This window comes from Sediminimonas sp. (assembly GCF_024637375.1).
In the GTDB taxonomy this organism is placed as follows: domain Bacteria; phylum Pseudomonadota; class Alphaproteobacteria; order Rhodobacterales; family Rhodobacteraceae; genus Sediminimonas.
Genome location: NZ_JAGXFK010000001.1, coordinates 34,221 through 58,394, shown reverse-complemented (window position 1 = coordinate 58,394; position 24,174 = coordinate 34,221). Strand labels below are relative to the sequence as shown.

At 67.0% G+C, this 24,174-nt stretch carries 21 protein-coding genes and 1 tRNA gene; 11 read left to right on the top strand and 11 right to left on the bottom strand.

Features of this window, described 5'->3' with window-relative positions:
- The first annotated feature begins 33 nt into the window (after positions 1 to 33).
- From folE2 to Q0L89_RS00255, 3 genes are all read left to right on the top strand, one after another.
- Positions 34 to 1,137: a GTP cyclohydrolase FolE2 gene (folE2, locus tag Q0L89_RS00265; protein ID WP_296761555.1), complete on the top strand. Its 1,104-nt coding sequence runs from the start codon at positions 34 to 36 to the stop codon at positions 1,135 to 1,137.
- A gap of 137 nt (positions 1,138 to 1,274) precedes the next feature.
- Positions 1,275 to 1,397: a hypothetical protein gene (locus Q0L89_RS00260; RefSeq protein ID WP_296761551.1), complete on the top strand. Its 123-nt coding sequence runs from the start codon at positions 1,275 to 1,277 to the stop codon at positions 1,395 to 1,397.
- 202 nt (positions 1,398 to 1,599) lie between these two features.
- Positions 1,600 to 1,827, top strand: a complete 228-nt coding sequence (locus tag Q0L89_RS00255; protein WP_296761548.1) for a hypothetical protein — start codon at positions 1,600 to 1,602, stop codon at positions 1,825 to 1,827.
- Between the two features lie 52 nt (positions 1,828 to 1,879).
- On the opposite strand, the gene Q0L89_RS00250 is transcribed toward Q0L89_RS00255, so the two are convergent.
- Positions 1,880 to 3,664, bottom strand: a complete 1,785-nt coding sequence (locus Q0L89_RS00250; protein ID WP_296761547.1) for a serine protease — start codon at positions 3,662 to 3,664, stop codon at positions 1,880 to 1,882.
- Positions 3,665 to 3,866: 202 nt separating this feature from the next.
- Between Q0L89_RS00250 and Q0L89_RS00245 the strand changes: the two genes are divergently transcribed.
- The 3 genes from Q0L89_RS00245 to glyS are packed head-to-tail and all read left to right on the top strand — an operon-like array spanning position 3,867 to position 7,586.
- The gene (locus tag Q0L89_RS00245) at positions 3,867 to 4,796 is read left to right on the top strand and encodes a glycine--tRNA ligase subunit alpha (protein ID WP_296761545.1); all 930 of its coding nucleotides are present in this window, start codon (positions 3,867 to 3,869) and stop codon (positions 4,794 to 4,796) included.
- Positions 4,793 to 5,326, top strand: a complete 534-nt coding sequence (locus Q0L89_RS00240; RefSeq protein WP_296761544.1) for a DUF6446 family protein — start codon at positions 4,793 to 4,795, stop codon at positions 5,324 to 5,326. The genes Q0L89_RS00245 and Q0L89_RS00240 overlap by 4 nt, the downstream gene beginning before the upstream one ends.
- A gap of 1 nt (position 5,327) precedes the next feature.
- Positions 5,328 to 7,586 (top strand): glycine--tRNA ligase subunit beta, encoded by a 2,259-nt coding sequence (gene glyS / locus Q0L89_RS00235; RefSeq protein WP_296761542.1) that lies wholly within the window; start codon positions 5,328 to 5,330, stop codon positions 7,584 to 7,586.
- A 207-nt stretch (positions 7,587 to 7,793) separates the two neighbouring features.
- On the opposite strand, the gene Q0L89_RS00230 is transcribed toward glyS, so the two are convergent.
- Both Q0L89_RS00230 and Q0L89_RS00225 read right to left on the bottom strand, forming a co-directional pair.
- Positions 7,794 to 10,205, bottom strand: coding sequence for an FAD-dependent oxidoreductase (locus Q0L89_RS00230; RefSeq protein WP_296761541.1), 2,412 nt, complete (start codon positions 10,203 to 10,205; stop codon positions 7,794 to 7,796).
- Positions 10,206 to 10,560: 355 nt separating this feature from the next.
- Positions 10,561 to 11,880, bottom strand: a complete 1,320-nt coding sequence (locus Q0L89_RS00225; protein ID WP_296761539.1) for an HlyC/CorC family transporter — start codon at positions 11,878 to 11,880, stop codon at positions 10,561 to 10,563.
- 89 nt (positions 11,881 to 11,969) lie between these two features.
- Between Q0L89_RS00225 and Q0L89_RS00220 the strand changes: the two genes are divergently transcribed.
- Positions 11,970 to 12,101: a hypothetical protein gene (locus tag Q0L89_RS00220; protein WP_296761537.1), complete on the top strand. Its 132-nt coding sequence runs from the start codon at positions 11,970 to 11,972 to the stop codon at positions 12,099 to 12,101.
- A 34-nt stretch (positions 12,102 to 12,135) separates the two neighbouring features.
- Here the strand turns inward: Q0L89_RS00220 and Q0L89_RS00215 are convergent, their stop codons facing one another.
- From Q0L89_RS00215 to Q0L89_RS00205, 3 genes are read right to left on the bottom strand one after another with little or no spacing between them, the layout of a single operon-like run.
- Positions 12,136 to 13,074, bottom strand: a complete 939-nt coding sequence (locus Q0L89_RS00215) for a tyrosine recombinase (protein ID WP_296761519.1) — start codon at positions 13,072 to 13,074, stop codon at positions 12,136 to 12,138.
- Positions 13,075 to 13,077: 3 nt separating this feature from the next.
- On the bottom strand, positions 13,078 to 14,631 hold the full coding sequence (locus Q0L89_RS00210) for a hypothetical protein (RefSeq protein ID WP_296761517.1): 1,554 nt from the start codon (positions 14,629 to 14,631) through the stop codon (positions 13,078 to 13,080).
- Positions 14,628 to 14,801 carry a hypothetical protein gene (locus Q0L89_RS00205; protein WP_296761514.1) on the bottom strand — a complete coding sequence of 58 codons (174 nt, stop codon included), beginning with the start codon at positions 14,799 to 14,801 and terminating at the stop codon, positions 14,628 to 14,630. Before Q0L89_RS00205 ends, Q0L89_RS00210 begins: the two co-directional genes overlap by 4 nt.
- Before the next feature lie 127 nt (positions 14,802 to 14,928).
- Here Q0L89_RS00205 and Q0L89_RS00200 point away from each other — a divergent pair, with 127 nt between their 5' ends.
- Together Q0L89_RS00200 and aroB are read left to right on the top strand one after the other, a co-directional pair.
- Positions 14,929 to 15,480, top strand: a complete 552-nt coding sequence (locus Q0L89_RS00200; RefSeq protein WP_296761552.1) for a shikimate kinase — start codon at positions 14,929 to 14,931, stop codon at positions 15,478 to 15,480.
- Positions 15,477 to 16,595: a 3-dehydroquinate synthase gene (aroB, locus tag Q0L89_RS00195; protein WP_296761513.1), complete on the top strand. Its 1,119-nt coding sequence runs from the start codon at positions 15,477 to 15,479 to the stop codon at positions 16,593 to 16,595. The genes Q0L89_RS00200 and aroB overlap by 4 nt, the downstream gene beginning before the upstream one ends.
- A gap of 116 nt (positions 16,596 to 16,711) precedes the next feature.
- Here aroB and ctaD read toward each other — a convergent pair whose 3' ends face one another.
- From ctaD to lipB, 3 genes are all read right to left on the bottom strand, one after another.
- Positions 16,712 to 18,382 (bottom strand): cytochrome c oxidase subunit I, encoded by a 1,671-nt coding sequence (gene ctaD, locus Q0L89_RS00190; protein WP_296761510.1) that lies wholly within the window; start codon positions 18,380 to 18,382, stop codon positions 16,712 to 16,714.
- 177 nt (positions 18,383 to 18,559) lie between these two features.
- On the bottom strand, positions 18,560 to 18,964 hold the full coding sequence (locus Q0L89_RS00185) for a cytochrome C (protein WP_296761508.1): 405 nt from the start codon (positions 18,962 to 18,964) through the stop codon (positions 18,560 to 18,562).
- Positions 18,965 to 19,048: 84 nt separating this feature from the next.
- Entirely contained in the window at positions 19,049 to 19,729 is a 681-nt protein-coding gene (lipB, locus tag Q0L89_RS00180) for a lipoyl(octanoyl) transferase LipB (RefSeq protein WP_296761506.1), read from the bottom strand.
- Positions 19,730 to 19,877: 148 nt separating this feature from the next.
- Here lipB and Q0L89_RS00175 point away from each other — a divergent pair, with 148 nt between their 5' ends.
- Positions 19,878 to 21,473, top strand: a complete 1,596-nt coding sequence (locus Q0L89_RS00175) for a peptidoglycan-binding domain-containing protein (protein WP_296761505.1) — start codon at positions 19,878 to 19,880, stop codon at positions 21,471 to 21,473.
- A 96-nt stretch (positions 21,474 to 21,569) separates the two neighbouring features.
- On the opposite strand, the gene Q0L89_RS00170 is transcribed toward Q0L89_RS00175, so the two are convergent.
- Positions 21,570 to 22,232, bottom strand: a complete 663-nt coding sequence (locus Q0L89_RS00170) for a DsbA family oxidoreductase (RefSeq protein ID WP_296761503.1) — start codon at positions 22,230 to 22,232, stop codon at positions 21,570 to 21,572.
- Between the two features lie 341 nt (positions 22,233 to 22,573).
- Between Q0L89_RS00170 and Q0L89_RS00165 the strand changes: the two genes are divergently transcribed.
- Positions 22,574 to 22,660 (top strand) — tRNA-Leu (locus Q0L89_RS00165).
- 620 nt (positions 22,661 to 23,280) lie between these two features.
- Here Q0L89_RS00165 and Q0L89_RS00160 read toward each other — a convergent pair.
- A complete protein-coding gene (locus tag Q0L89_RS00160; RefSeq protein ID WP_296761500.1) occupies positions 23,281 to 24,174 on the bottom strand; it encodes a cation diffusion facilitator family transporter in 894 nt (297 codons plus the stop codon).

The window sequence follows — 24,174 nt, the reverse complement described above, 5'->3', positions numbered from 1 at the left end:
CTCGTGGGCTCGGAGATGTGTATAAGAGACAGGATGAACATCCATGCGCCGGACATCGACGCCGACCACCCAGACCGCACGGAGGCCGCCGAGGCGCTGGCACGGTTGCGCGCCTGGGCCGCCGGCGCCAGCGATGACGAGATCGCCGCGCTGGACCCGGCGCTGGCGCGGCTATTCACCGAGGCCGGGCAGGGCGGGTACCCGGCGTTGTCGCGCGACTACCCGCACGGGTTCGAGGCCGACGCCGCCTACAAGGCCACCATGCCCGACCTGCAAAATGGCCCCGCCAACCTGATCCGCGGCGCACGCCGGCAGATCCAGCATGTGGGCATTTCCAATTTCCGCCTGCCGATCAGGTTTCGCAGCCGCGACAACGGCGACCTGACGCTTGAGGCCAGTGTCACCGGCACCGTCAGCCTGGAGGCTGACAAGAAGGGCATCAACATGTCCCGCATCATGCGCTCGTTCTACAAGCATGCCGAAAAAACCTTCAGCTTCGGGGTGATCGAGGCGGCGCTCGACGACTACAAGGCCGATCTGGACAGCCTCGACGCGCGCATCCAGATGCGCCTGTCCTACCCGGTCAAGGTGGAGTCGCTGCGCTCGGGGCTGGAAGGCTACCAGTACTACGACATCGCGCTGGAACTGGTCGAAAGCGCCGGCCAGCGCAAGAAGATCATCCACCTTGATTACGTCTATTCCTCGACCTGCCCGTGCTCGCTGGAACTGAGCGAACACGCCCGGCAGGCACGCGGGCAACTGGCCACGCCGCATTCGCAACGCTCGGTTGCGCGGCTGTCGGTGGTCAGCGAAGGGCCCGAGCGTTTGTGGTTCGAGGACATGATCGACATGGCCCGTAGCGCCGTGCCGACCGAGACCCAGGTGATGGTCAAGCGCGAGGACGAACAGGCCTTCGCCGAGTTGAACGCCGCCAACCCGATTTTCGTCGAGGATGCGGCGCGGTTGTTTTGCGACGCGCTCGCGCGCGACCCGCGTGTGGGCGACTTTCGCGTCGTCGCCAGCCACCAGGAAAGCCTGCACAGCCACGATGCGGTCAGCATCCTGACCGAGGGGCCAACCTTCGAGGCCGAAAGCCTTGACCCGCGGTTGTTCACGACCCTGTTTCACGTCGGCTGAACGGATTGGAACACCCGCTTCCGCGTTGCAGAAAACGCAGGGCAGCCCTGACAAAATAGCAGTGGTTATCGGGGCAGCGACACCCTAGGTGCGGATTAGACGATTATGTCTTGCCCCCAGCCCTGAAAGGTGCGCCCATGACCACGCTTCGCATTACCCGCGCCGCCCCTGCCATGACCCTTGCCGACTACACCGCCGCCTTCCTCAGCGGTTTGCGGATGGGCGTCGTGCGCACTCTTGACCGCCTCGCCGATCGCTGATCGCGCGCAGCACCGCCAACGACTTCAGGGCCGTCCCGCCTATGCGCGGGGCGGTCCTTGTGCTTTGTGCGCATGGGGCGCGCGGGGCCTTGCGCCCGGCGCAAGGCGGGCATGCCGGGATGGGCGTTGTCGCGTCAAGCTTGCTGACCTATCTTGGTAGCAAGGGAGGAAACCAGACTGAAGAGACATGCGAGGTTTCCACATGACGACTCACGCAACCGACATCCGCCATCAAACGCCCGTGCTGCGCAACGCGGCCACCAGCCTGTTCGCCGGTATCGGCCGGGGCTTCCGCCGCTACCTGCACCAGCGCTCCCGGGTCGACCAGATCGAGGCGCTCAACGCCAAGTCCGATGCCGAACTGCATCAGATGGGCCTGACCCGCGACAACATCGCGCGCCACGTCTTTCGCGACACGTTCTACATCTGATCATCCGCCCAACCGCGCGCGACGCCTCGAAAGAGCGCCGCGCGCGGGGCTGTCATTCGTCCCAGCAGTTGACCAGCACGGTCATTGCGGCGGCGCGGTCGGTCAACGCCTCGGGCGCCAACCGCGGCTGCGCCTCGCCGCGGCGCGCCTGCAGCCCGGCATCCTCCAGCAGCGCCGCGATGGCGTCGGCGTCGGCCGCGAACTGCACCCCCTCGGGGAGCTTGCGGGCGCCCTCCCCAGGGCGCGGCAACAGCATGCCCAGGACGGTGCCGCCGGCATCTACCACCGGCCCGCCGGCATCGCCCGGCAGCGCGTCGAGTGCCAGCCGGCTGAGATAGGTCTCGCCGTTCAGCCCGTTGATATCCGCCAGCTTGCCGAAGGTCACCGTCGGCGCGCCGAGATCCCCGCCATAGGAATACCCCGCCACGGCCACGTCCGATTGCAGCCGCGGGTCGGTTGACCGCAGCATTGCCACCGTCGGCGGCGCCAGCGGCGTCCCGGGGCGCAACACGGCCACGCCAAGCGAGGTATCGCTGCGTACCACCTCGGCCGTGGTGCCACTGTCGTACGTGATGCGCGTGCATTCCTCGACCGCTTGCGTGGTGGTCACCACCGTGCCGCGCGCATCCGTGTAGAAGCCCGAGCGCGACAGCCGCGGCTTGCGAATCTCCAACCCCGAAACCAAGTCCACGTCCTGCGCCGCATCGGAGCCGGCGCCGGGGTCCAACACGCCGTCGATGGGGGTGAAACTGGTCTGCATCTCGCGCAACAGCCGCCCGCGCCGTGCGTCGTCGCCGGTGGGCCAGACCAGGGTAAAGCCCTTGATCCGCCCGTTTCGCAGGCTCGCCTGGGTATGCGAAATGAAATCGCTGCCGATGCCGACCAGCTCGAAACTGTCGCGCCCGCGCTCGCGCGGGCCCTCGGGCGGCACGATTGCGAGCGTCTGCATGATGTCGTAAAGGCCGAACAGCGTGTCGCGGTCACCCGGCTGGCTGATCAGCAGGACGCGCGCTTGCACCTCGCCGGTCGGAGTGTAGTGGACGAAGGGCGATTGGGCACGGTCGAATTCGACCACGCCCATGGGCAGTTTCATCTCGATCCCGGCGCGTTCGTCGCGCACCACCCTCAGGTCCAACCCCTCCAGAACGGCGTTGTACTGCGCCAGCAGTTGCGCGCGCTGGCGCGTGGTCAGCACGCCGGTGGCTTCAAAGCCGTTGTTGCGCTGCCACTCGGCCATGGCCGCACGGGTGCCCGGCCCGATGGCGCCGTCGATGGCGTGGTCGTAGTATCCGGCCCATCTCAGGGCGATCTGCAACGCGTCACGCTCGGCACGGGTGAGCTGCCGTTCGCTGGCGCGGGCCTCGCGCAAGGTTTCCTCGCGCGGCTCTGCCGGCGCGGTGTCCGGCCGCGCCTGCTGAGTGACCTCCGGCGCCTGCGCCGCGGTGTCGTCCACCGGGTCGGGCGCGACGGTATCGACCGCCGGTTCGGCCGGCGCCGCGCCCCGCAGGTTCGCCCCGCGCGGCCAGAACTGCTGACGGAACGCCCCGGCCCCGATCAGGAAGCTGTCGCCGGGGATGACGCCCTCGGCGCGGTAGGCGCGCAACACCCGCTCGGCATCAGGGCGGGCATAGGGGCCCAGCGAGATTCCGTAGGTGCCGTTTGTCAGCGCAAACCCGTTCACGTCGGGCACCTCGGCCGAATAGGCGCGGGCGCGCTCGCGCGCGGCGGCGAGCGTGTCGGCGGCTTCGATCTGCACCCAGACGACATCTTGTTGCGCCAGGACGGCGCGGGTTGCGATAAGGAACCAAATCAATGCGATGGCGAGAATTCTGATCATCTAGGCACGCTTCCCTGTTGCTGCTTTCCGTGGTCCAGTCTGGCCGATCTTTAGCGAAATACAAAGCGTCGTACAGCAGGTTTATGGCGGTTTTCCCGCGATTGACCCCGGCGGCACCGCGCCGTAGGTAGGTGCCGCGCATCAAGGGGCGGTGCCGGGCATCGCCGCAATGGGCCGGACGGGCAGGAACGGGGCAGGGACCATGAGCAGCCAGAGCGAAAAACCGCGCAGTTTCCAGGAGGTGATCCTGAGGCTTCAGGCCTACTGGGCCGGGCAGGGCTGCGCGGTCATGCAGCCCTACGACATGGAAGTCGGCGCCGGCACCTTCCACCCCGCCACCACGCTGCGCTCGTTGGGCCCCAACCCGTGGGCGGCGGCCTATGCGCAGCCCTCGCGTCGGCCGACCGACGGGCGTTACGGCGAGAACCCCAACCGCCTGCAGCATTATTACCAGTACCAGGTGCTGATCAAACCCTCGCCGCCGGACCTGCAAGAGCTTTACCTCGGCTCGCTCAAGGCGATCGGCATCGACGCGGGGCTGCACGATATCCGTTTCGTCGAGGACGACTGGGAATCGCCCACCCTGGGCGCCTGGGGCCTGGGCTGGGAGGTCTGGTGCGACGGCATGGAGGTGTCGCAGTTCACCTATTTCCAGCAGGTCGGCGGCCACGACTGCCACCCGGTCTCGGGCGAGCTGACCTACGGGCTGGAACGGCTGGCGATGTACGTGCTCGGGATCGATCACGTCATGGACATGCCCTACAACGACCCCGACGCGCCCCAGCCGCTGAGCTATGGCGACGTGTTCCGCCAGACCGAGGAGGAGTACTCGCGCTTCAACTTCGACGTCGCCAACACCGAGGTCTTGCTGCGCCACTTCGAAGAGGCCGAGGCCGAATGCGCCGCGATCCTCGCCCAGCCCGACGACGACCCCAAAACCGGCAAGCGCATCGTCATGGCGCACCCCGCCTACGACCAGTGCATCAAGGCCAGCCACATCTTCAACCTGCTGGATGCGCGCGGCGTGATCTCGCCCACCGAACGGCAGGCCTATATCGGCCGTGTGCGCACGCTGGCGAAGCAATGCGCCGACGCCTATCTGCAGACCGACGCCGGGGGGTGGCAGGCGTGACCACCGGAAAGATCCTCGCGGTCATCATCCTCGTCACTGCCACCTTGGGGGGCGCGGCGCTATATTACCTGCAGGTCTACGCGTTCTACGAGCGTGTCGCGCCCGCCGGGCCGGGCGACGTGCAAATGGTCGCGCGGGCCTCGGGCACGCCCGAGCCGGTCACGCACGACGATTTCCGCGCCATCGACGCCGACAGCTCGCCGATCCGCTACCGCGCCTGCTTTACCACCGGGCTGAGCCTTGATGCACTGGCCGAGAAATACGCGCCCTACCCGGGCCGGGCGGTGCCGCTCAACGCGCCGGGCTGGTTCGGCTGTTTCGACGCCGGCGAGATCGGCGCCGCGCTCGAGGCCGGTACCGCGCGCGCCTTTATCGGCGAAAAGGACATCGAATACGGCGTCGACCGCGTCGTTGCGGTCCTGCCCGACGGGCGCGGCTTTGCCTGGCACCAGCTCAACCGTTGCGGTGAGCAGGTGTTCGACGGCAACGCCGTCCCCGCCGATTGCCCCACTCCGCCCGAAGGGTACTGACATGGCCGATCTGCTTATCGAACTGTTTTCCGAGGAAATCCCCGCCCGCATGCAGGCACGCGCCGCGCAGGACCTGCGCCAGCGGATGACCGACGGCCTTGTCGAGGCGGGGCTGACCTATTCCGGCGCGGTGGCGCACCACACCCCGCGGCGGCTGGCGCTGTCGGTGCACGACCTGCCCGACCAGAGCCCCACCCGCCGCGAGGAACGCCGCGGCCCGCGCGTGGACGCGCCCGACAAGGCGATCGAGGGCTTTTTGCGCGGCGCCGGCGTCACCCGCGACCAGTTGCAGGAACGCGACGACAAGAAGGGGCGCGTCTACCTGGCGGTGATCGAGCACCCCGGCCGCCCGGCCGCGGACATCGTCGCCGAGGTGCTCGAAACCGTGATCCGTAATTTCCCCTGGCCGAAATCCATGCGCTGGGGCGCGGGCAGCCTGAAATGGGTGCGCCCGCTGCATGGCATCGTGTGCATCCTCACCGACGACACGGGTGAATCGCGCACCGTGCCGCTGGAAATCGACGGCATCACCGCCGCCAACACCACGCGCGGGCACCGCTTCATGTCGCCGGGGCGGATCACGGTCAGCAGCTTCGGCGACTACGCCGCGCGGCTGCGTGCCGGGAAGGTGATGCTCGACGCCGATGAACGCGCCGCCCATATCCGGCAGGAGGCGGAAAACCGCGCCTTCGCCAGCGGGCTGGAACTGGTCGACGACCCCGGCCTGCTGGCCGAGGTGGCCGGGCTGGTCGAATGGCCGGTGGTGCTGATGGGCGAGATCGGCAGCGATTTCCTCGACCTGCCGGCGGAGGTGCTGCAAACCTCGATGAAGGAGCACCAGAAGTTCTTCTCGGTGCGCAACCCCGCCACGGGCCGGATCGAGCGGTTCATCACCGTCGCCAATATCGAGGCGCCCGATGATGGCGCGACGATCCTGGCGGGCAACCAGAAGGTGCTGTCGGCGCGGCTGTCGGACGCCAAGTTTTTCTGGGAAAACGATTTGCGCATTGTGCGCGAACGTGGGCTGGAGGGCATGGCGGAAGGGTTGGCCGACGTCACCTTCCACCGCAAGCTGGGGTCACAGGCCGACCGCGTCGCGCGGATCGAGGCACTGGCGCGAGAAATCGCGCCGCTGGTGGGGGCCAAGCCCGACCTGGCCGCCGAGGCCGCGCGCGTGGCCAAGGCCGACCTGCAATCGGAAATGGTGGGCGAATTCCCCGAACTGCAGGGCGTGATGGGCCGCTACTACGCGCAAGCGGCGGGGCATGACGACGGCGTGCCCGAAGCGTGCGAAGAACACTACAAGCCGCTCGGGCCGGGCGATGCCGTGCCCTCGGCACCGGTTTCGGTCGCCGTGGCGCTCGCCGACAAGATCGACACGCTGACCGGCTTCTGGGCCATCGACGAGAAACCCACCGGCTCGAAAGACCCCTACGCGCTGAGGCGGGCGGCGCTTGGGGTGATCCGGTTGGTGTTGGGGAATGGATTGCGGTTTGGGGAGCCTTTGGAATGGTCATTCGCGCGCATCTTGGGGATGCAGGTCGTTGGCCACTTGATTGGATACAAAGGCCAAGTTTTGCGTGAACGAATTGGAAATTTGGCAGAGCGGCTTGATACTGTTGGTTTCGGCGAAGTTGGCGAAAAGATAGAAGCAGATATTCTTGACAGAAACCTCCCGTCGAAACTGCCGCCTGAAGAAAGGCAAGAGCTATCTGAGACAACAACGGACAAGACATTTGACCTGCTCGCGTTCTTCCACGACCGCCTCAAAGTCCACCTGCGTGACGAGGGCATCCGCCACGACGTCATAGACGCCTGCCTTGCCATGGAGGGCAGCGACGACCTGACGCTGCTGGTCAAACGCGCCCGCGCGCTGAGCGATTTTCTCAAAACCGACGATGGCGAGAACCTCGTTCAGGGCTTCAAGCGCGCCAACAACATCCTCACCCAGGCCGAGGAAAACGACGGCGTGGAATACTCCTTCGGCGCCGACCCGAAATTCGCCGAATCCGACGAGGAACGCGCGCTGTTCGCGGCGCTGAAACAGGCCGACACGGCCATTCAACCCGCGATGGGCTCGGAGGATTTCGCCGCCGCCATGGCCGCCATGGCCGCCCTGCGCGCGCCCATCGACGCCTTCTTCGAGGCGGTGCAGGTCAACGCCGACAACAACGTGGTGCGGCGCAACCGGCTCAACCTGCTGGGCCAGATCCGCGCCACCTGCCTGGCCGTGGCCGACCTCACGCGCATCGAGGGCTGAGCCCGGCAACGGGGTGCCTCGAATCGGCGTGGCTGCGCCACACATGATGCCGGGGCAGGGGCGCTGCCCCTCTTGGCCTTGCGGCCAATTCACCCCGGGATACTTGCGGCCAGAAGAAGCACGGCGCCGGGCTTCATCTTTCCCCAAATACTCCCGCCGGAGGCACCTGCGGTCTCGGCCCGCGCCGCGCGGGGGGCACAGCGCGCGTCAGCCGCGCATGCGCGCGCCGTCGGGGTCGAACAGCGGTTGCGACAGCCGCCGCGCCGGGCACATCTCGCCCAGGATTTCGATCTCGGCGCGCAGGTCCGGGTTGTCGGCGTGGGCCGCGGGGATGAGGCCGAGCGCTACCGACAGCCCGGCATGGTGCGAATAGCCCCCCGAGGTACAGAACCCCTGCACCGTGCCGTCAAGCCAGATCGGCTCGAATCCGTGCACGTCGGCGTCGCTGGCGGCCACCTCGAACGGCACCAGACGCCGCGCCGGGCCGGCGGCGCGTTCGGCCTCGGCGGCGGCGCGGCCGATGAAGTCGGTCGGTTTGGACCAGGCGATGAAGCGGCTCATGCCGGTCTCGCCGGGCGTGTAGTCGGGGCCGTATTCGCGCAGCCAGGCGCCGAAGAACTTGTCGAGCCTGAGCGACATCATCGCGCGCATGCCGAAGGGGCGCATGCCGTGCGGCTGCCCCGCTGCCCACAGCGTGGCCCACAGGGCGCGTTGCGCCATCGGGTCGCAATAGATCTCGTAGCCCAGGTCGCCGGTGAAGCTGACCCGCTGCACCAGGCATTCGACCAGGCCCAGGGTCATCTTGCGCACATCCATGAACGCCATGTCGGAGACGTCACGCAGCGTGCAATCGTGCAAGACATCGCGCGCTTTCGGACCGGCGATCTGGAACCCGGTCAGGCTGTCGCTGACGTTCTCGACCTGTACGCCCTCGGCGCGGTGATGGTCGAACCAGCGCATGTGCTGGGCCTGTGCGCCGTAACTGGCGGTCAACTGGAAGCTGTTCTCGCCCAGGCAGGAAATGGTGAAATCGCCCATCAGCCGCCCCCGCGGCGACAGCATCGGGCTCAGGCTCATGCGCCCCGGCGCCGGGATGCGGCCCGCCATCACGCGGTCGAGCCAGGCCCGCGCGCCGGGGCCATGCACGCGGTACTTGCCGAAATTGTGGGTCTCGTTGATGCCCACGGCGCCGCGCACCGTTGCCACCTCGCGCGCCGTGGCCTGGTGCGCGTTGGAGCGGCGGAACGACGGCGTCTCATGGCGCGGCTCGCCCTTGTGGGCGAAGTAGTTGGCCACCTCCAGCCCGTATTGATGGCCCCAGACCGCGCCCATGCCGTCGAGGATGTCGTAGACCGGCGTCTGTCGCAGCGGGCGCGCGGCGGGCAGTTCCTCGTTCGGGTAGCTGACCGAGAACCGGCGCTGGTAGTTCTCGACCACCTTTGGGCGGGTATAACCGGGGCCGATCCAGTCGCCGTAGCGGGCCACGTCCATGGCGGTGACGTCGCGTTCGCATTCGCCTGTCGTCATCCATTGCGCCAGCATCAGGCCGACGCCGCCGGCCTGACTGAAGCCCGCCATCACCGCCGCCGCGGCCCAGTAGCCGCGCAGCCCCGGCACCGGGCCGATCAGCGGGTTGCCGTCGGGGGCGAAGGTGAAGGGGCCGTGGATCACCGATTTCACCCCGGCGCGTTCCAGCACCGGAAAACGGCGGTAGGCGAAGGCGATGCTGTCCTCGATCTTGTCGAGGTTGTCGGGCAGCAATTCATGGCCGAAATCCCATGGCGTGCCGTCCACCGCCCAGGCGCGGGCGTTCTGTTCGTAGAAGCCGATGCACAGGCCGCGGCCTTCCTGGCGCAGGTAGGCTTCGCCGCCCGGGTCCATCACATGGGGGTGTTCGGTCGCGCGCTCGTAGATTTCGGGCACCGCGTCGGTGACGATGTACTGATGTTCCATCGGGTGCAGCGGCAGGTAGACACCGGCCATCGCCGCGACCTCGCGCGCCCACAGCCCGGCGGCGTTGACGACGTGTTCGGCATGCACCGTGCCCTTTTCGGTGATCACGTCCCAGGTGCCGTCGGGGCGCTGCGTGGTTTCGACCACCTTGGTATGGGTCTCGATCGTGGCACCGCCCAGCCGCGCGGCGCGGGCATAGGCGTGGGTGGTGCCCGACGGGTCGAGGTGACCGTCGAGCGGGTCGTAGAGCGCGCCTATGATGCCGCTCATGTTGGTGATCGGGCTGAGCTCGGCGATGGCGTCGGGGCCGATGATCTCAGTATCCAGGCCCATGAAGCGGTGCTTGGCGCGCTCGGCCAGAAGCATGTCGAAACGTTCGGGGGTGTCGGCCAGCGTGATGCCGCCGACATGGTGCAGGCCGCAGCTTTGGCCGGTGAGTTCCTCGAGCTCGCGGTAGAGCCTGATCGTGTAGCCTTGCAGCGCGGCCATGTTGGTGTCGCCGTTGAGGGTGTGAAAACCGCCCGCCGCGTGCCAGGTGGAGCCCGACGTCAGGTCGGAGCGCTCAAGCAGCATCACGTCCGACCAGCCCAGCCTGGTCAGGTGGTATAGCACCGAACAGCCGACGACCCCGCCGCCGATGACGACAACTCGCGCTGTGGTTTTCATGCCGATCCTCCTTGCTGCATCGAGGCCAGACTGTTGCCAGGCCCTGCGAGCCGCACGTCAGAAAGCGACGTGAGGTGTCGCACCGGGGACAGCCGCGAAGCGGCAGGCCGAAGGCGCGCCGATCGGCGCGTATTGGCACCAGGTCTGTGTTCGCAAAAGGTGAACATGATCGGTGGCTGCCGATTTCAAGGGTTTTCGGGCGCATTCATCGTCATGATCGGCGGTCCGGCATTGGTGCTGGCCGGAGGCGCGTTGCGCACGATTTCAGGCTTCATTGAGCACGACGAAGAGGCCCCGGATCGCCCGGAAGGCTCGGGCCCCGGGGGCGAGAGCCGGGTACCGGGGCGGGGTGCCGTCAGGTGCGCGCGGGGAGTGGCCGGATCTTGAGCTTGGCGATGCGGTTGCCGTCGCGCTCCACCACCTCGAAACGGAAGCCGTGGAAGCTGAACACCTGCCCCGCGGTCGGGATCATCTGCGCCTCGTGGATGACCAGCCCGGCGACGGTGTTGGCCTCCTCGTCGGGAAGCGACCAGTCGGTGGCGCGGTTGAGATCGCGGATCGTCATGTCGCCGTCGACCAGGAACTGGTTGTCCTTGCTTTTCTGGATCGGATGGTCCGTTGCCGGGTCGAACTCGTCGGTGATCTCGCCGACGATTTCCTCGAGGATATCTTCCAGCGTGATCAACCCTTCGAGGCTGCCGTATTCATCCACGACCAGCGCGAAATGCGTTCGGCGGCGCAGGAACTGGCGCATCTGTTCGTCCAGCGTGGTGGTGTCGGGGATGAAATACGGGGCCATGGCCACGTCTGTAATGTCGAAGGTCTCCAACCCCTTGGTCGAACTCTCCGGCCCGTAGGCCAGCTTGTGGATGGCGCGCAGCAGATCCTTGGCATGGACCACGCCGACGATGTTGTCGGGCTCGTCGCGGTAGACGGGCAGCCGGGTGTGACTGCTTTGCAGGCACTGGGTGAGCAATTCCTCTGGGTCGCTCTCGGCATCCAGCATCTCGATCTGGCTGCGATGGAGCATGATTTCCTCGACCGAACGTTCGCCCAGGTCGAGCGCGCCGAGGATGCGGTCGCGGTCTTCCTTCTCGACCACGCCCTCGGAATGGCCGAGGTAGAGCGCCCCGGCGATTTCCTCGCGCACGGCTAGGATCTGGCTGTCGGGGTCGGTCTGCACGCCGAATACCCGCAGTATGCCGCGCACCAGCAGCCGCACCGCGCCGACGACGGGCGCGAAGACCCGCACCACCACGGCGATGATCGGCGACACCCGCGCCGCGGCCAATTCGGCATTTGTGATCGCGTAGGTCTTGGGCAGCACCTCGGCGAAGATCAGCACAAGCAGGGTCATCACCAGCGTCGCCAGCGCGACGCCCGACTCGCCGAAAAGCCGCGTGAACAACGCCGTGGCCAGCGATGCAGCGAGGATGTTGACCAGGTTGTTGCCCAGCAGCACCGAGCCGATCAGGCTTTCGTTGTCCTCGGTGATGACCAGCGCCTTGCGCGCCCCGTCCGAGCCCTTGTCGGCCTGCGCGCGCAGCTTGCCGCGCGAGGCCGCCGTCAGCGCCGTCTCGGAGCCCGAGAAAAAGCCCGAAAGGAACAGCAGGAACAGGATCGCGGCGGCGCTGATCCAGAAGGCCGCATCAAACATGCTTGAGGTGTCGTCCATGGGGTTGTGTCCTTGTCGCCTGGATGCGGTTATGCGGCGCGAGGCGGCGTCAATCAAGGCCGGCGTCGATCAAGGCCGGGGCGCGCGCGATGCGGATTGACAATCCGGACGGGCAGGAAGGGCCGGTGCTGCTGTCCGATGGCGCGTTGTCGAACCTGCACGCGCTGCGCGGGCGATGTACGCCGCCGGTCCGAGGCAAGGTTACGGGCGGGCGCTGCTGACTGGTTGGTGGCCGTCCCAGGAAGTGCTGCCGGCTCAACTGCGGCGCGGCGGGTCCTTGGCCAGCGGGTGATTGTCCTCGACGAGCTGGCGCAGGCGTTCTTCCAGGACGTGGGTGTAGATTTCGGTCGTGGCGATGTCGGCATGGCCCAGAAGTGTCTGGATGGTGCGCAGGTCGGCGCCGTTTTCCAGCAGGTGCGTGGCAAAGGCATGCCGTAGCCGGTGGGGTGTGACGCGCGCGGGCGCGATGCCGGCGCGTTGCGCCATTTCCTTGATCAGCGTATAGAAGCGCACCCGCGTCAGGTGCCCCGACCGCCCGCGCGAGGGAAACAGAAAGCGCGATGCCGGCCTGCCTGCGGCACGGTCCTGGGCGGCCTGCGCATCCAGATCGCTCAGCCAGGCGCGCAAGCTTTCGCGCGCCGGCGGCGACAGCGGCACCATCCGTTCCTTGCCGCCCTTGCCGCGGATCAGCAGCAGGCGCGGATCGCCGCGCGCGGCCTCCAGTGGCAGCGAGACCAGCTCGCTCACGCGCATGCCGGTGGCATAAAGCAGCTCCATCAGGCAGGTGTTGCGCCGCCGCTCTGCGGCGCCGCGGCCATGGTCGCGCGCCGCGTGCAGCAGCCGCTCGACCTCGGTAGTGCTCAGCGTGCCGGGCAGGCGCTGCGACCGGCCCGGCCCGGCGATGCGCTGTGCCGGGTTGTCGGTGCGCCAGCCTTCCTCGAAGGCAAAGCGGTAAAGCTGCTTGATGGCCGAAAGCCGCCGCGCCCGCGTCGCCGGGGCAAGGCCCTGCGCCTCGCAGGCGATCAGGTAGGCCTCGAGCGTCTCCTGCGTGGCGCCGGCGAACCCGCCGCTGCCGGACAGGTGGCGGGACACGTCGCGCAGGTCGCGCGCATAGGCCGCCTGCGTGTTCGTCGCGGCGCCCTGTTCGGCCGCCTGCGCCTCGATGAAGGTGGCGATCCAGCGCCGGTCGTCCATCGCTCAAAGCCTCGGGCGCAGTAGCAGCAATTGCAGCGCCGCGCTGCGGGCGATGTCTTCCAGCCCCGCGGCCCGGAAGGTGGCCAGCGATTCCGACACCTGCGACAGGTTGCCCTGCACGCCTTCCTCGTACTGGCGCATCGCGGTCAGGATCGCCTCGCCCAGCCGGGCCTCGCGCGCAGCCGATGCGATGCTTTCCGGGGCGGCGTCGGCGGCGAAGCCGCGGGCGATGGCCCGTTCCAGCGGCCCGGTGGCCTGGGGCAATGCCGGTGTGCCGCGCGCCAGGCCACCCAGAAACGCAAGCCCCGCCCGGCTGGCGCCGGTGGTGCGCGCGGCCGTTTCGTATTCGGGGCCCAGCAGCGCGATCTCGTAGGCCAGTTCGGCGGTGGCGCCGCTCAGATCCAGCCGCGACCGCCGCGCGGCGTAGAGCGTGGCAAAGGGCACTTCCAGCTCGACGGACTGCATCGCGATCCAGACCACCGGCAGCGTTTCGGCGATCGCATCCGTGTCGCGCGCGCGCATCGCCGCGTCGAATGCCTGCAGGGCCGCGACGCGATCCCATAGCCCGCCCGAGGCCGCCGGCGCGCGTTGCGTATAAATGCCCAGAAGCCGGTTTTCCGGCAACGCCCCGGTGCGCGCCAGCCGTTCCGCCGCGGTGAGCTGCGCCTTCCAGCCGGCGGTGCCGCGCAAGTCGGACACCGCGTAGGCGCGCGGCAGGGTGTTGGTGGCCAGCGGCTCGCCAACCGCCTCGCGCAGCCGAAACAGCAGCGGTGAGGGCTGGTGCGGTGGCGGCGGCGCCTCGACGCCGTGGAAAAGCTCGGGATCGAGGAACCATGCGAGCAGCGTCTCTTCGTCGTCCGAGAGCAGCCCGAGCGCCGCGGCGCCGTCGAACATCACCGCCGCGGTCGCCCAATTGCCGCCCCGGGCGGCGCAGAAGATGCGCGCGGCATGCGATCGCGTCAGGTGCGATTTGTCCCGCAATGTCGCGCAGGCGGCGTCTTCCTGACCGGCCAGAAGTGAGGCGTCGAACCACAGATCGAACAGACCCGGCCGTTGCGGGTCGGCGCGTTCCAGCAGCGCAAGCGCGGGGTCGAGCGCGCCGAGGTCGATGAGCTTTTCCACCCGGGCGCGCAGAAAGGCGTTGTGCTGGCCGGGCTGCGCGGGCGGCTCCGCCTCGGCCAGGAGCAGCGTGTAAAGCAGCCGTTGCATCGCCGGCAGGCGCGCCACCCGCCGTTCGCGCAACAGCGCGATCAGCTCTTGCGCGGTGGAGCCCGACCACAGCTCGGCCGGCAGGCCGCTGACCCGCGCGGGCACCAGCCCCACGGCATCGGCCTCGATGGTATCGCCGAGCGGGGCAACCTCGACCGCCAGGGTCAGCCGCCCGCTGGTGGTAGGGTTTGCCCGGCCGTCGCGCATCCTGTCGAGGTCGCGGTGCGTGATCAGCGGGGCGGTGCGGTCGCTCAGCCAATCAATGGCCGAAAGCGGCTGCTCGGCCCGGATCGGGACGGCGGTGCATGACAGCCAGATCGCCGCCGCAAGCGCCGCGCCGCGCCTCATTGCGTGTCGCCGTCCGGCGCCGCGTCGAGCGGCAGCACGACGTCTTCCCGGATTTCTTGCTGCGGGGCCGAAAAATCCGCCCCCAGGAAAGGGCCGACATAGGCATAGGCAACCAGCGCGACGGCGCCCAGAAGCGCCAGGTAGATGAGATACTTGATGAGGCGTAACATGATTCCTGCCTGCATGACGATGACGTGCCCGGTGCTTATCAAACATATATCTGGTCATTACCGCAACTTCACGTCATTGAGGCGCAAATATTGAAAACTGGCGGCGGATGGCCGAAACAGGCTTTTGATGACTTTGGTGTTGAAAAAGACCGTCGTGCTGGTCGGCATGATGGGGGCGGGCAAGACAGCGGTCGGCAAGGCGCTGGCCGCGATGCTGGAGGTGCCGTTCCTCGACACCGACGTCGAGATCGAGGCCGCCGCCAACATGAAGATATCCGAAATTTTCGCCCGTGATGGCGAGGCGTTCTTCCGCGAAAAGGAAACCCGGGTCATCGACCGCCTTTTGCACGAGCGCCCGGGCGTTTTGTCCACCGGCGGCGGCGCCTTCCTGTCCGAACGCAACCGTGCGCTTGTCCACCGCGACGGCGTGTCGGTCTGGCTGGACGCACGGTTGCCGCTCTTGTGGCGGCGCGTGCGTCACCGTGACACGCGACCACTTCTGCGCACCGCGGACCCGTACCAGACGCTGTCGGATCTCTACGAGGCGCGCGTGCCGCACTATGCCCGGGCCGATCTGCGCGTGGACGTGTTGCCGGGCCTGTCGATCGAGGATACCGCCCGCACTGTCCTGCACGCGCTGCGCACGCGGCCCGATGTTCTGCTTGAGGAGCGGCAATGATGGAAACGGTGCATGTCGGCCTTGGTGCGCGATCCTACGACATCCATATCGGCGCCGGGCTCCTGTCGCGGGCCGGGGCGCTGATCGGTCCGGTGCTGAGCACACCGCGCGTGGCGGTGGTAACGGATGAAAACGTGGGCGCCGTGCACCTCGACACGTTGCGCGCGGGGTTGGCGCAGGCCGGCATAACGATGGAGGTGCTGACCCTGCCGCCGGGCGAGGCCACCAAGAGCTGGCCGCACCTCATTCGGTGCGTTGAATGGCTGCTGGAGCGCAACATCGAGCGCGACGGTGTCGTCGTGGCGCTTGGCGGCGGGGTGATCGGCGACCTGGTCGGCTTCGCCGCGGCGATACTCAGGCGCGGGGTGCGTTTCATTCAGATCCCCACCAGCCTGCTGGCGCAGGTCGACAGCTCGGTCGGCGGCAAGACCGGCATAAACACCCCCCAGGGCAAGAACCTGGTCGGCGCCTTTCACCAGCCTGCGCTGGTGTTGGCGGATATCGGCGTGCTCGACACGCTGGCGCCGCGCGACTATCTGGCCGGCTATGGCGAGGTGGTGAAATACGGGCTGCTGGGCGACGCGGCGTTCTTTGCCTGGCTGGAAGATAGCGGCGCCGCGGCGGCGCGCGGCGACATGGCGGCGCGCGCGGCAATCGTCAGGCGCGCGGTCGAGATGAAAGCCGATATCGTCGCCCGCGACGAAACCGAACAGGGCGACCGGGCGCTGCTGAACCTGGGCCATACGTTTTGCCACGCGCTCGAGGCGGCCACCGGCTATTCCGACCGTCTGCTGCACGGCGAGGGCGTGGCGATCGGCTGCGTGCTGGCCTTCGATCTGTCGGCGCGCATGGGCCTGTGCCCGCAAGAGGAGCCGGGCCGCGTGCGCGCGCATCTGCGCGCCATGGGGATGAAGGCCGATCTGTCGGACATCCCCGGCGATCTGCCCGATGCCGAGGGGCTGATCGCGCTGATGGGCCAAGACAAGAAGGTCAGGGGCGGGCGACTGCATTTCGTTCTCGCACGCGGGATCGGTGCGGCGTTCGTGACCGCCGACGTGCCCGCCGAGGCGCTACGCGCGACTCTCGACGATGCGCTGAGCCTGCGCCGCGGCTGAAGCCCCTGCGCACCGAGCGCGTCTACCGGCGAAGGTCTGCGCCGCACCGGGCCTGAACAAAAGCGAACGGGCCCCGGAATTCCGGGGCCCGCTGGCTTGTCGGGGTGCGATTGCGCTCAGTGCGCCCGCTGGTGGTCCCAGTCCTTGGGTTCGGGCAGCTGCTCGAACGTGTGTTCGGGCGGCGGGCTGGATACCGTCCATTCCAGCGTGTCGGCGTATTCGTTCCAGTAGTTGTTCTCGGTCACGCGGGCCCCGCGCAGCAGCGAATAGGCCATGATGCCGAAGAAGAACAGGAACGAGGCGAACGACAGGAACGCCCCCATCGACGACACGTAGTTCCAGGTCGCGAATGCCTCGGGGTAGTCGATGTACTGGCGCGGCATGCCCTGACGGCCCAGGAAGTGCTGGGGAAAGAACGTCAGGTTGGCGCCGATGAACATCATCGTGAAGTGCAGCTTGCCGGCCCATTCGGGGTATTGCCGGCCGGTCATCTTGCCGAAGTAGAAATAGATGCCGGCAAAGATGGCAAAGACTGCGCCAAGGCTCATCACGTAGTGGAAGTGCGCCACGACGTAGTAGGTATCGTGATAGGCGCGGTCCACCGCCGCCTGGCTGAGCACCACGCCGGTCACGCCGCCCACGGTGAACAGGAACAGGAAACCGAAGGCCCAGAGCATCGGCGTCTTGAACTCGATCGAGCCGCCCCACATCGTCGCGATCCATGAAAACACCTTCACGCCCGTGGGCACCGCGATCACCATCGTCGCCAGCATGAAATAGCTCTGCTGAGTCAGCGACATGCCGACGGTGTACATGTGGTGCGCCCAGACGACGAAGCCCAGCGCGCCGATCGCGATCATCGCCCAGACCATCGGCAGGTAACCGAAGATCGGCTTGCGCGAGAAGGTCGAGATCACGTGGCTGATGATGCCGAAGCCGGGGACGATGATGATATACACTTCGGGGTGACCGAAGAACCACAGGATGTGCTGGTAAAGGATCGGGTCGCCGCCCCCCGCGGGGTCGAAGAAGGTGGTGCCGAAATTGCGGTCGGTCAGCAGCATGGTGATGGCACCGGCCAGAACCGGCAGCGCCAGCAGGATCATCCAGGCGGTGACAAAAATCGACCAGGAAAACAGCGGCACCTTGAACAGGGTCATGCCCGGCGCGCGCATGTTCAGGAACGTGGTGATCATGTTGATCGCACCGAGGATCGACGAGGCGCCCGAGACGTGGACGGCGAAGATCGCCAGGTCCATCGACATGCCGCCCTCGTTGACGCTGAGCGGCGGGTAAAGCACCCAGCCGACGCCCGAGCCAAGCTGCCCGTTACCGCCCGGCGCCAGAAGCGATGCGACGCCTAGCCCGGTACCGGCCACGTACAGCCAGTAGCTGAGGTTGTTCATCCGCGGAAACGCCATGTCCGGCGCGCCGATCTGCAACGGCATCAAATAGTTGCCGAAGCCCCCGAACAAGGCCGGGATCACCACGAAGAACATCATCAGCACCCCGTGATAGGTGACCAGGACGTTCCACAGGTGTCCGTTGGGGGTGCAGGTGGCATCGGATGCGATGAAACGCGCACCTTCCAGGCACATGTACTGCACGCCCGGTTCCATCAGTTCCAGCCGCATGTAGACGGTGAACGAAACCGAAATTAGCCCGACCACCGCGGCGGTGATCAGGTAGAGAATCCCGATGTCCTTGTGGTTGGTCGACATGAACCATCGCGTGAAGAAGCCGCGCTGGTCCTCGTGGTCATGACCTTGAATGGCTGCGTCTGCCATCTTGGTGCCTCCTGTTGTGAGTTGCGGGGCGCCGCGGCAGTCGCCGGGCACCCCGTGTCCATTCATGTTCTAGAATGGCTTGGAAGGCGCGGCAACGACAGAATTTGATGTGGATCAAATAATATTGTCGCACCCCCGGTGCGCGAGCCGAGCGGCCCGCGCACGTCTGGTGGGCAGTTATTCGGCGACCGAGGTCAGGTAGGCGGCTACATCTTCGCCGCCCTTGCGCAGGCGGAACGTCATTTTCGAGCGCTTGGGGTAGTCCTTGGATTCGAGCCAGGCCGAGGGGTCGGCCACGTATTCGGCCACTTCTTCCTCGGTCCACACGAACTCGTCTTCGGCGGCGGCTTCAAGGCCCGGCCCGTAGCGGAAATCCTCGACGCTGCCGGCCACGCGCCCGATCACGCCGTAAAGGTTGGGGCCGGTGCGCCCGCCGCGCACGATGGTCTCGCCCGCGTCGTCGACGATCATGTGGCAAGCCTTGCACTTGCGGAATTCCTTTTCGCCCTTGGCGGCGTCGCCTTCCGCGAACGCGGGGGCGGCCAGGGTCAGCAAGGCGGCAGTTGTCAGAAGGGTTCTCATGGGTCACCTCGTGGTTGGAAACAGGGTTGTTCGCGCTTCACAATGCCAGACATAACCCGCTGCCGCCACCACGCAACGGACAATTTACCGCAGGCTCGCAGCCTCACGAAGAGCTGAAGCGCCGAACACGCGCCCGAACCCGCGCCTGAGCGCCACGTCCACATCCGCCATCGTCACCGGCAGGCCCAGATCGACCAGGCTGGTGACGCCGTGGTCGCGGATACCGCAGGGCACGATGCCCGTAAAATGCGACAGGTCGGGATCGACGTTGATGGAAATGCCGTGAAAGCTGACCCATTTGCGCAGCCGGATGCCGATCGCGGCGATCTTGTCCTCGGGCACGGCGCCGGCGGCGCTCAGCGGCTTGTCGGGGCGCGCCACCCAGACGCCGACGCGGCCCTCGCGCAGCTCGCCCTTGACGTTGAATTCGTCCAGCGTGTCGATCACCCAGGATTCGAGCTGGCGCACGAAGCGGCGCACGTCGTGGCCGCGCGCGCCCACGTCGAGCATGACATAGACGACGCGCTGTCCGGGCCCGTGATAGGTGTACTGGCCGCCGCGCCGGGTAGGATAGACGGGAAAGCGGCCGGGGTCGGTCAGGTCTTGGGCGCGGGCGCTGGTGCCGGCGGAATAGAGCGGCGGATGTTCGACCAGCCAGATCGCCTCATTGGCGGTGCCGGCGGCGATGGCGGCGGCGCGGGCCTCCATCGCCGCCTCGGCCGCGCGGTAGTCCGTCAGCCCGTCAGAAACGATCCAGTCGACCATGCCCGGTTTTCCCCTTGCGAACTTTCCCTGCGAATCCTGCGAAAATGCGCCGCCAACGATGTCGCGATCGCGTCGAATCATGCTATCGTCACACGTCAAACGTTTATCAGGCTTTGTATAGGGGGGATTCGCAATGTTTTCCAAGTCATTGAAAAGCGCGGTTATCGCGGGGCTGGCCATAAGCGCCCCGGCGGCACCGGCGGCGGCAGACAGCTTCGGGTCGGGGTTGCTCGGGGGGATCATCGGCGGTGTGATCGTCAACGAGGCGAGCAAGAACAAGCGCAAGCGGGTCTATCGCTCGAACGTCTACTCGGCCCAGCGCCAGGCCAACCGCGAAACGCAAAGCTCGCTCAATTACTTCGGCTTTCCCGCCGGCACCGTCGATGGTGTGCTCGGGTCGCGCACCCGCGCCGCGGTACGCCAGTATCAGGCGTATATGGAATTCCCCGTCACCGGGCAACTGACACAGTACCAGCGCGATCTGCTGGTGTCGTCCCACAACCGCGCCCAGATCGGCGGGCCGGAGGTGGTCAAGGCCATGAACAACCGCGATGGCGTGCGCAGCCTGCTCAAGACCTGGCATGGCGATGCCTCGGACGTGCGCAGTTCGAGCTACGGCGGCATGCCGCCGGTGGTGTCCGACGCGGTGGATGAGATCGCCGAGTCGAGCGATCCCAGCGCGGAACAATTGATGCAGCGCTCCGGGTTCGTGCAACTTGCCGACCTCAACGGCGACGGCAAGACCGACTACATCCTCGACACGTCGGTTACCGGCAGCGCGTTCTGGTGCGGCGAAACGAGCTGCTCGGTGATGGTTTTCGCTTCGACCCCGAGTGGCTACAAGCGCAACGATTTCCTGTCCTACGAGGCGACGCCGGCGATGTTCAGTTGCCATCAGGGCGTGTGTCGGATGAACGAGAACGCCCCGGTCGAGGCCAGCGGAACGCCCGACGAGTCATCCCCCGAGGCATCAGACCAGAAGCCGCAGACGCAGATGGCATCCACCGGCGGCGACAGCCAGGCCCCTGCCGGCATCTCGGCCCTGCCGATGGCCACCGCGCCGGCCAGGTCGGAGGCATCGCTCGCCAGTCATTGCAGCAAGGTCAGCCTGCTGACCAACTCCAACGGCGGCTTCATGACCGTTGCAAGCATGTCCGACCCGCAGATGGCCATGAGCGAGCAGTTCTGCCTGAGCCGCAGCTACGCGATCTCGGCCGGCGAGGACCTGGTCAGCAAGGTGCAGGGGTTGAGCCAGAGCCAGGTCGATCAGCAATGCGACAATTTCGGGCCGGCCATGCAGCCCTATATCGCCATGCTGGGCGAGAGTGGCGCCAAGGTGCGCGGCGAGGTGCAGAAATTCGTCCTCAAGGCCGACATGACCGCCGAGCAGTTGCAGGGCACGGCGAAGGTCTGCCTGTTCTCGGGCTATCGCCGCGACAAGATGGACGTGGCGCTTGGGTCGGCGCTGTTGCTGGTCGGGGTCGGCCAGACGCCTTATGCCGAGCTGGTCGGGCATCACCTGTCGCACGGCTTCGGCGTCGAGGCCGACACCACGCGCGCCGTGGAATGGTATGACCTGGCGGTGATGGCACTGCGGGGTGACGCCGAGCCGGTGATCGCGCCGGGCCAGCCCGAGCGCGCCGAGTTGCTGGCCGCCGCCGCGTCCGCGCTGGCCGGGGACGGGCAGGGCGATGGCCTGCCCGAGGCCGAGGATGCCTCGCTGCCAAGCTTCTCGATGGAGTGAGGGCGCGATGATAGGCGGCGCGTGTGGCGCCGTTTGCGGGGTGCCGTTGCCGCGGCGCCCCGTTTTTTTGTCTCTCGCCCGTCGCCGTGCGCGGGATCAAGCGGGTGCGTCGGTCGCGAAACGGTCGAGCAACTGCGCATAGGTTTCGACCCCCTGCGCGCCGGTTACCAGGTATTGCTGCTGGAACACCATCGCCGGCACGCCGGTGATGCCTTGGTCGGTCCAGAATTGCTGCTTGGCGCGGACGCTGTCGGCGTGGCGGGCCTCGGCCAGAACCTGTGCCGCGGCGTCCCGGTCAAGGCCGACCTGTTCGGCCAGATCGCACAGCACGCCGGTGTCGTTCACGTCGCGCCCTTCGGTGAAATGCGCCGCGAACAGCGCCATCTCCATCGCGTGCTGCTGGCCCAGGGTGCCGGCCCAGTCGATCATCTGGTGGGCGCGAAACGAGTTCACCATCCGCATGTCGTCGGTGAAGTTGAAGGCAAAGCCCAGTTCGGCGCCCAGGGCCGTCATTTTCGCACGGGTTTGGGCGCTCTGGTCTTCGGTTGTGCCGTATTTCGCCACCAGGTGGTCGCGCAGGTTCTGCCCCTCGGGCGGCATATCGGGGTTCAGCTCGAACGGGTGCCAGCGCAGCGTGGCGCCGTGGCCCGTCGCCTTGAGCGCGTGTTCGAGCTGCTTCCAGCCGATGATGCACCACGGGCACATCACGTCCGAGACGATGTCGATGTTGATCGGGGCGGTCATCTTGCGGCCTCTCATGGTCGGGGACGTGTCATGCCGGCAGCAGGCCGGCTTGCCTTGCGGTCATCAGATAGGTCCGGCCTACGGGGATGTCATCCCCGGCCCGCCTGCTCGGAAAGGCCCGGTCGCCGTCACGACGCGCCCGCAGCACGCCACCAACGCCACCCAACGTCACCCAGTGCGAACGATGCACATGCATGCCGCGCACCGGCGCACGATGATGTCGCTCTACGTCGTCGCGATGGGGGTGCCGGTGCTGCGCTGGCGCCCGGCGCGCAGAATCCGCCCAACGGGGCGGATTTCGGGCTTCACATCGGGGCCGCGCTTCGCTATATCGCCGCCTACCAAGCCCTGACAGTGCGGTCGTGGCGGAATTGGTAGACGCGCAGCGTTGAGGTCGCTGTGGGGTAAAACCCGTGGAAGTTCGAGTCTTCTCGACCGCACCAATCACCATTGATATTACCAATCACCATTGATATTAAAGGGAAAATCCGATTTCGGGGCGTCTAGTCCCTCAATAAGTCCCTCGTCCCGGTGATGTAGGCGAAGACATCATCGACTCGCACGAACGCCATCCCCCCGATGATAAAGGCGCACATGCCCTTGCTGTGCCCAGAGATAGATCGTGGCGCGAGAAACTCCGAACACCTTCGGCGCCTGGCTGGGGCGGCATGAAATGGCAGCGAGTGGCCTTGAGCGAACGTTGAAGCTTGGCCCCAATGCGCGGAGTCAAGGCGCGCTTGCGCGCCGCCGCGCAGCGCCCGACCGCCCCCTCGGGCGGGCGCTTTTGCAGCGTGTCAAGCTAGTGATAACGTGGATGTATTTGGCCGGCATAAAGCGCGCGACATAAGTGTTGCAGCGCCCACCCGGCGGTCGGGCACCGCGCGGCACATCAGCCGGTTGCCCAACGTCCGCTCCAGGCCATCCTGACCACTTCCCAAACCGACCCAAGCGCCCGCGTCGTCCGCATTGCGGCCTCTCGACCCTCGCCCCGAGTAACCGTGGGCGCACCAGGGGCAGACTGGGGACTTTTTGTCAGGTGAACAGTAACGCCAGGTTTTCCACCTCATGCGACAAGGCAGGTGCCTGCCCGGTCGCATTGCGCGCGCTCGATCTGCACGGTGGAATGGGTAATGCCGAACTCGTGTTCCAGCTCATCGGTGATGTGTTCGAGGAACGCGTCCGCGTCGCGCCCGTCCCAGACCACATGCACCGCCAGCGCCGTGCGCGTGGTCGACAGTGCCCAGATATGCAGGTCATGTACGTCACTGACCCCGTCCTGCGCGCCCAGCCAGTCGGCGACCGCCTGGCGGTCGACGGCATGGGGCACGCCGTCGAGTTCCAGCCGCAGCGAATCGCGCAGCAGGCCCCAGGCAGTCCAGGCTATGAGCAGGCTGACGGCGATGGCCACCGCCGGGTCGAGCCACTGCCAGCCGGTCGCCATGATCCCCGCTGCGGCCAGCACCACGGCGCCGGACACGGCGGCATCGGCGGCCATGTGCAGGAAGGCGCCCTTGGCATTCAGGTCGTCCTTTTGCGATTTCATGAACAACAGTGCCGATCCGGTGTTCACAACGATGCCCACCAGCGCCACCAACAGGATTGTCAGGCCCGGCACCTCGACCACACTCTGGAACCGCTGCGCCGCCTCCCAGATCACCACCACGACGCCGATCAGGATCGCGGTGGCGTTGAGCATCGCGGCCAGAATCGTGGCGCGCCCATAGCCGAACGTGTAGGTCGCCCCGCCGGCACGCTTGGCCAGCACCGCGGCCCCCCACGCGATCAGCAACCCCGCCACGTCGGTCAGGTTGTGCGCGGCGTCGGCCAGCAGCGCCAGCGAGCCGGTCAGGAACCCGAACACCGCCTCGACGATCACGTAGGCGGCGTTCAGCCCCACCGCCCAGCGAAAGGCGGGGCCCAGATCGGCAGGCGGGGCGTGGGCGTGATCGTGCGGCAT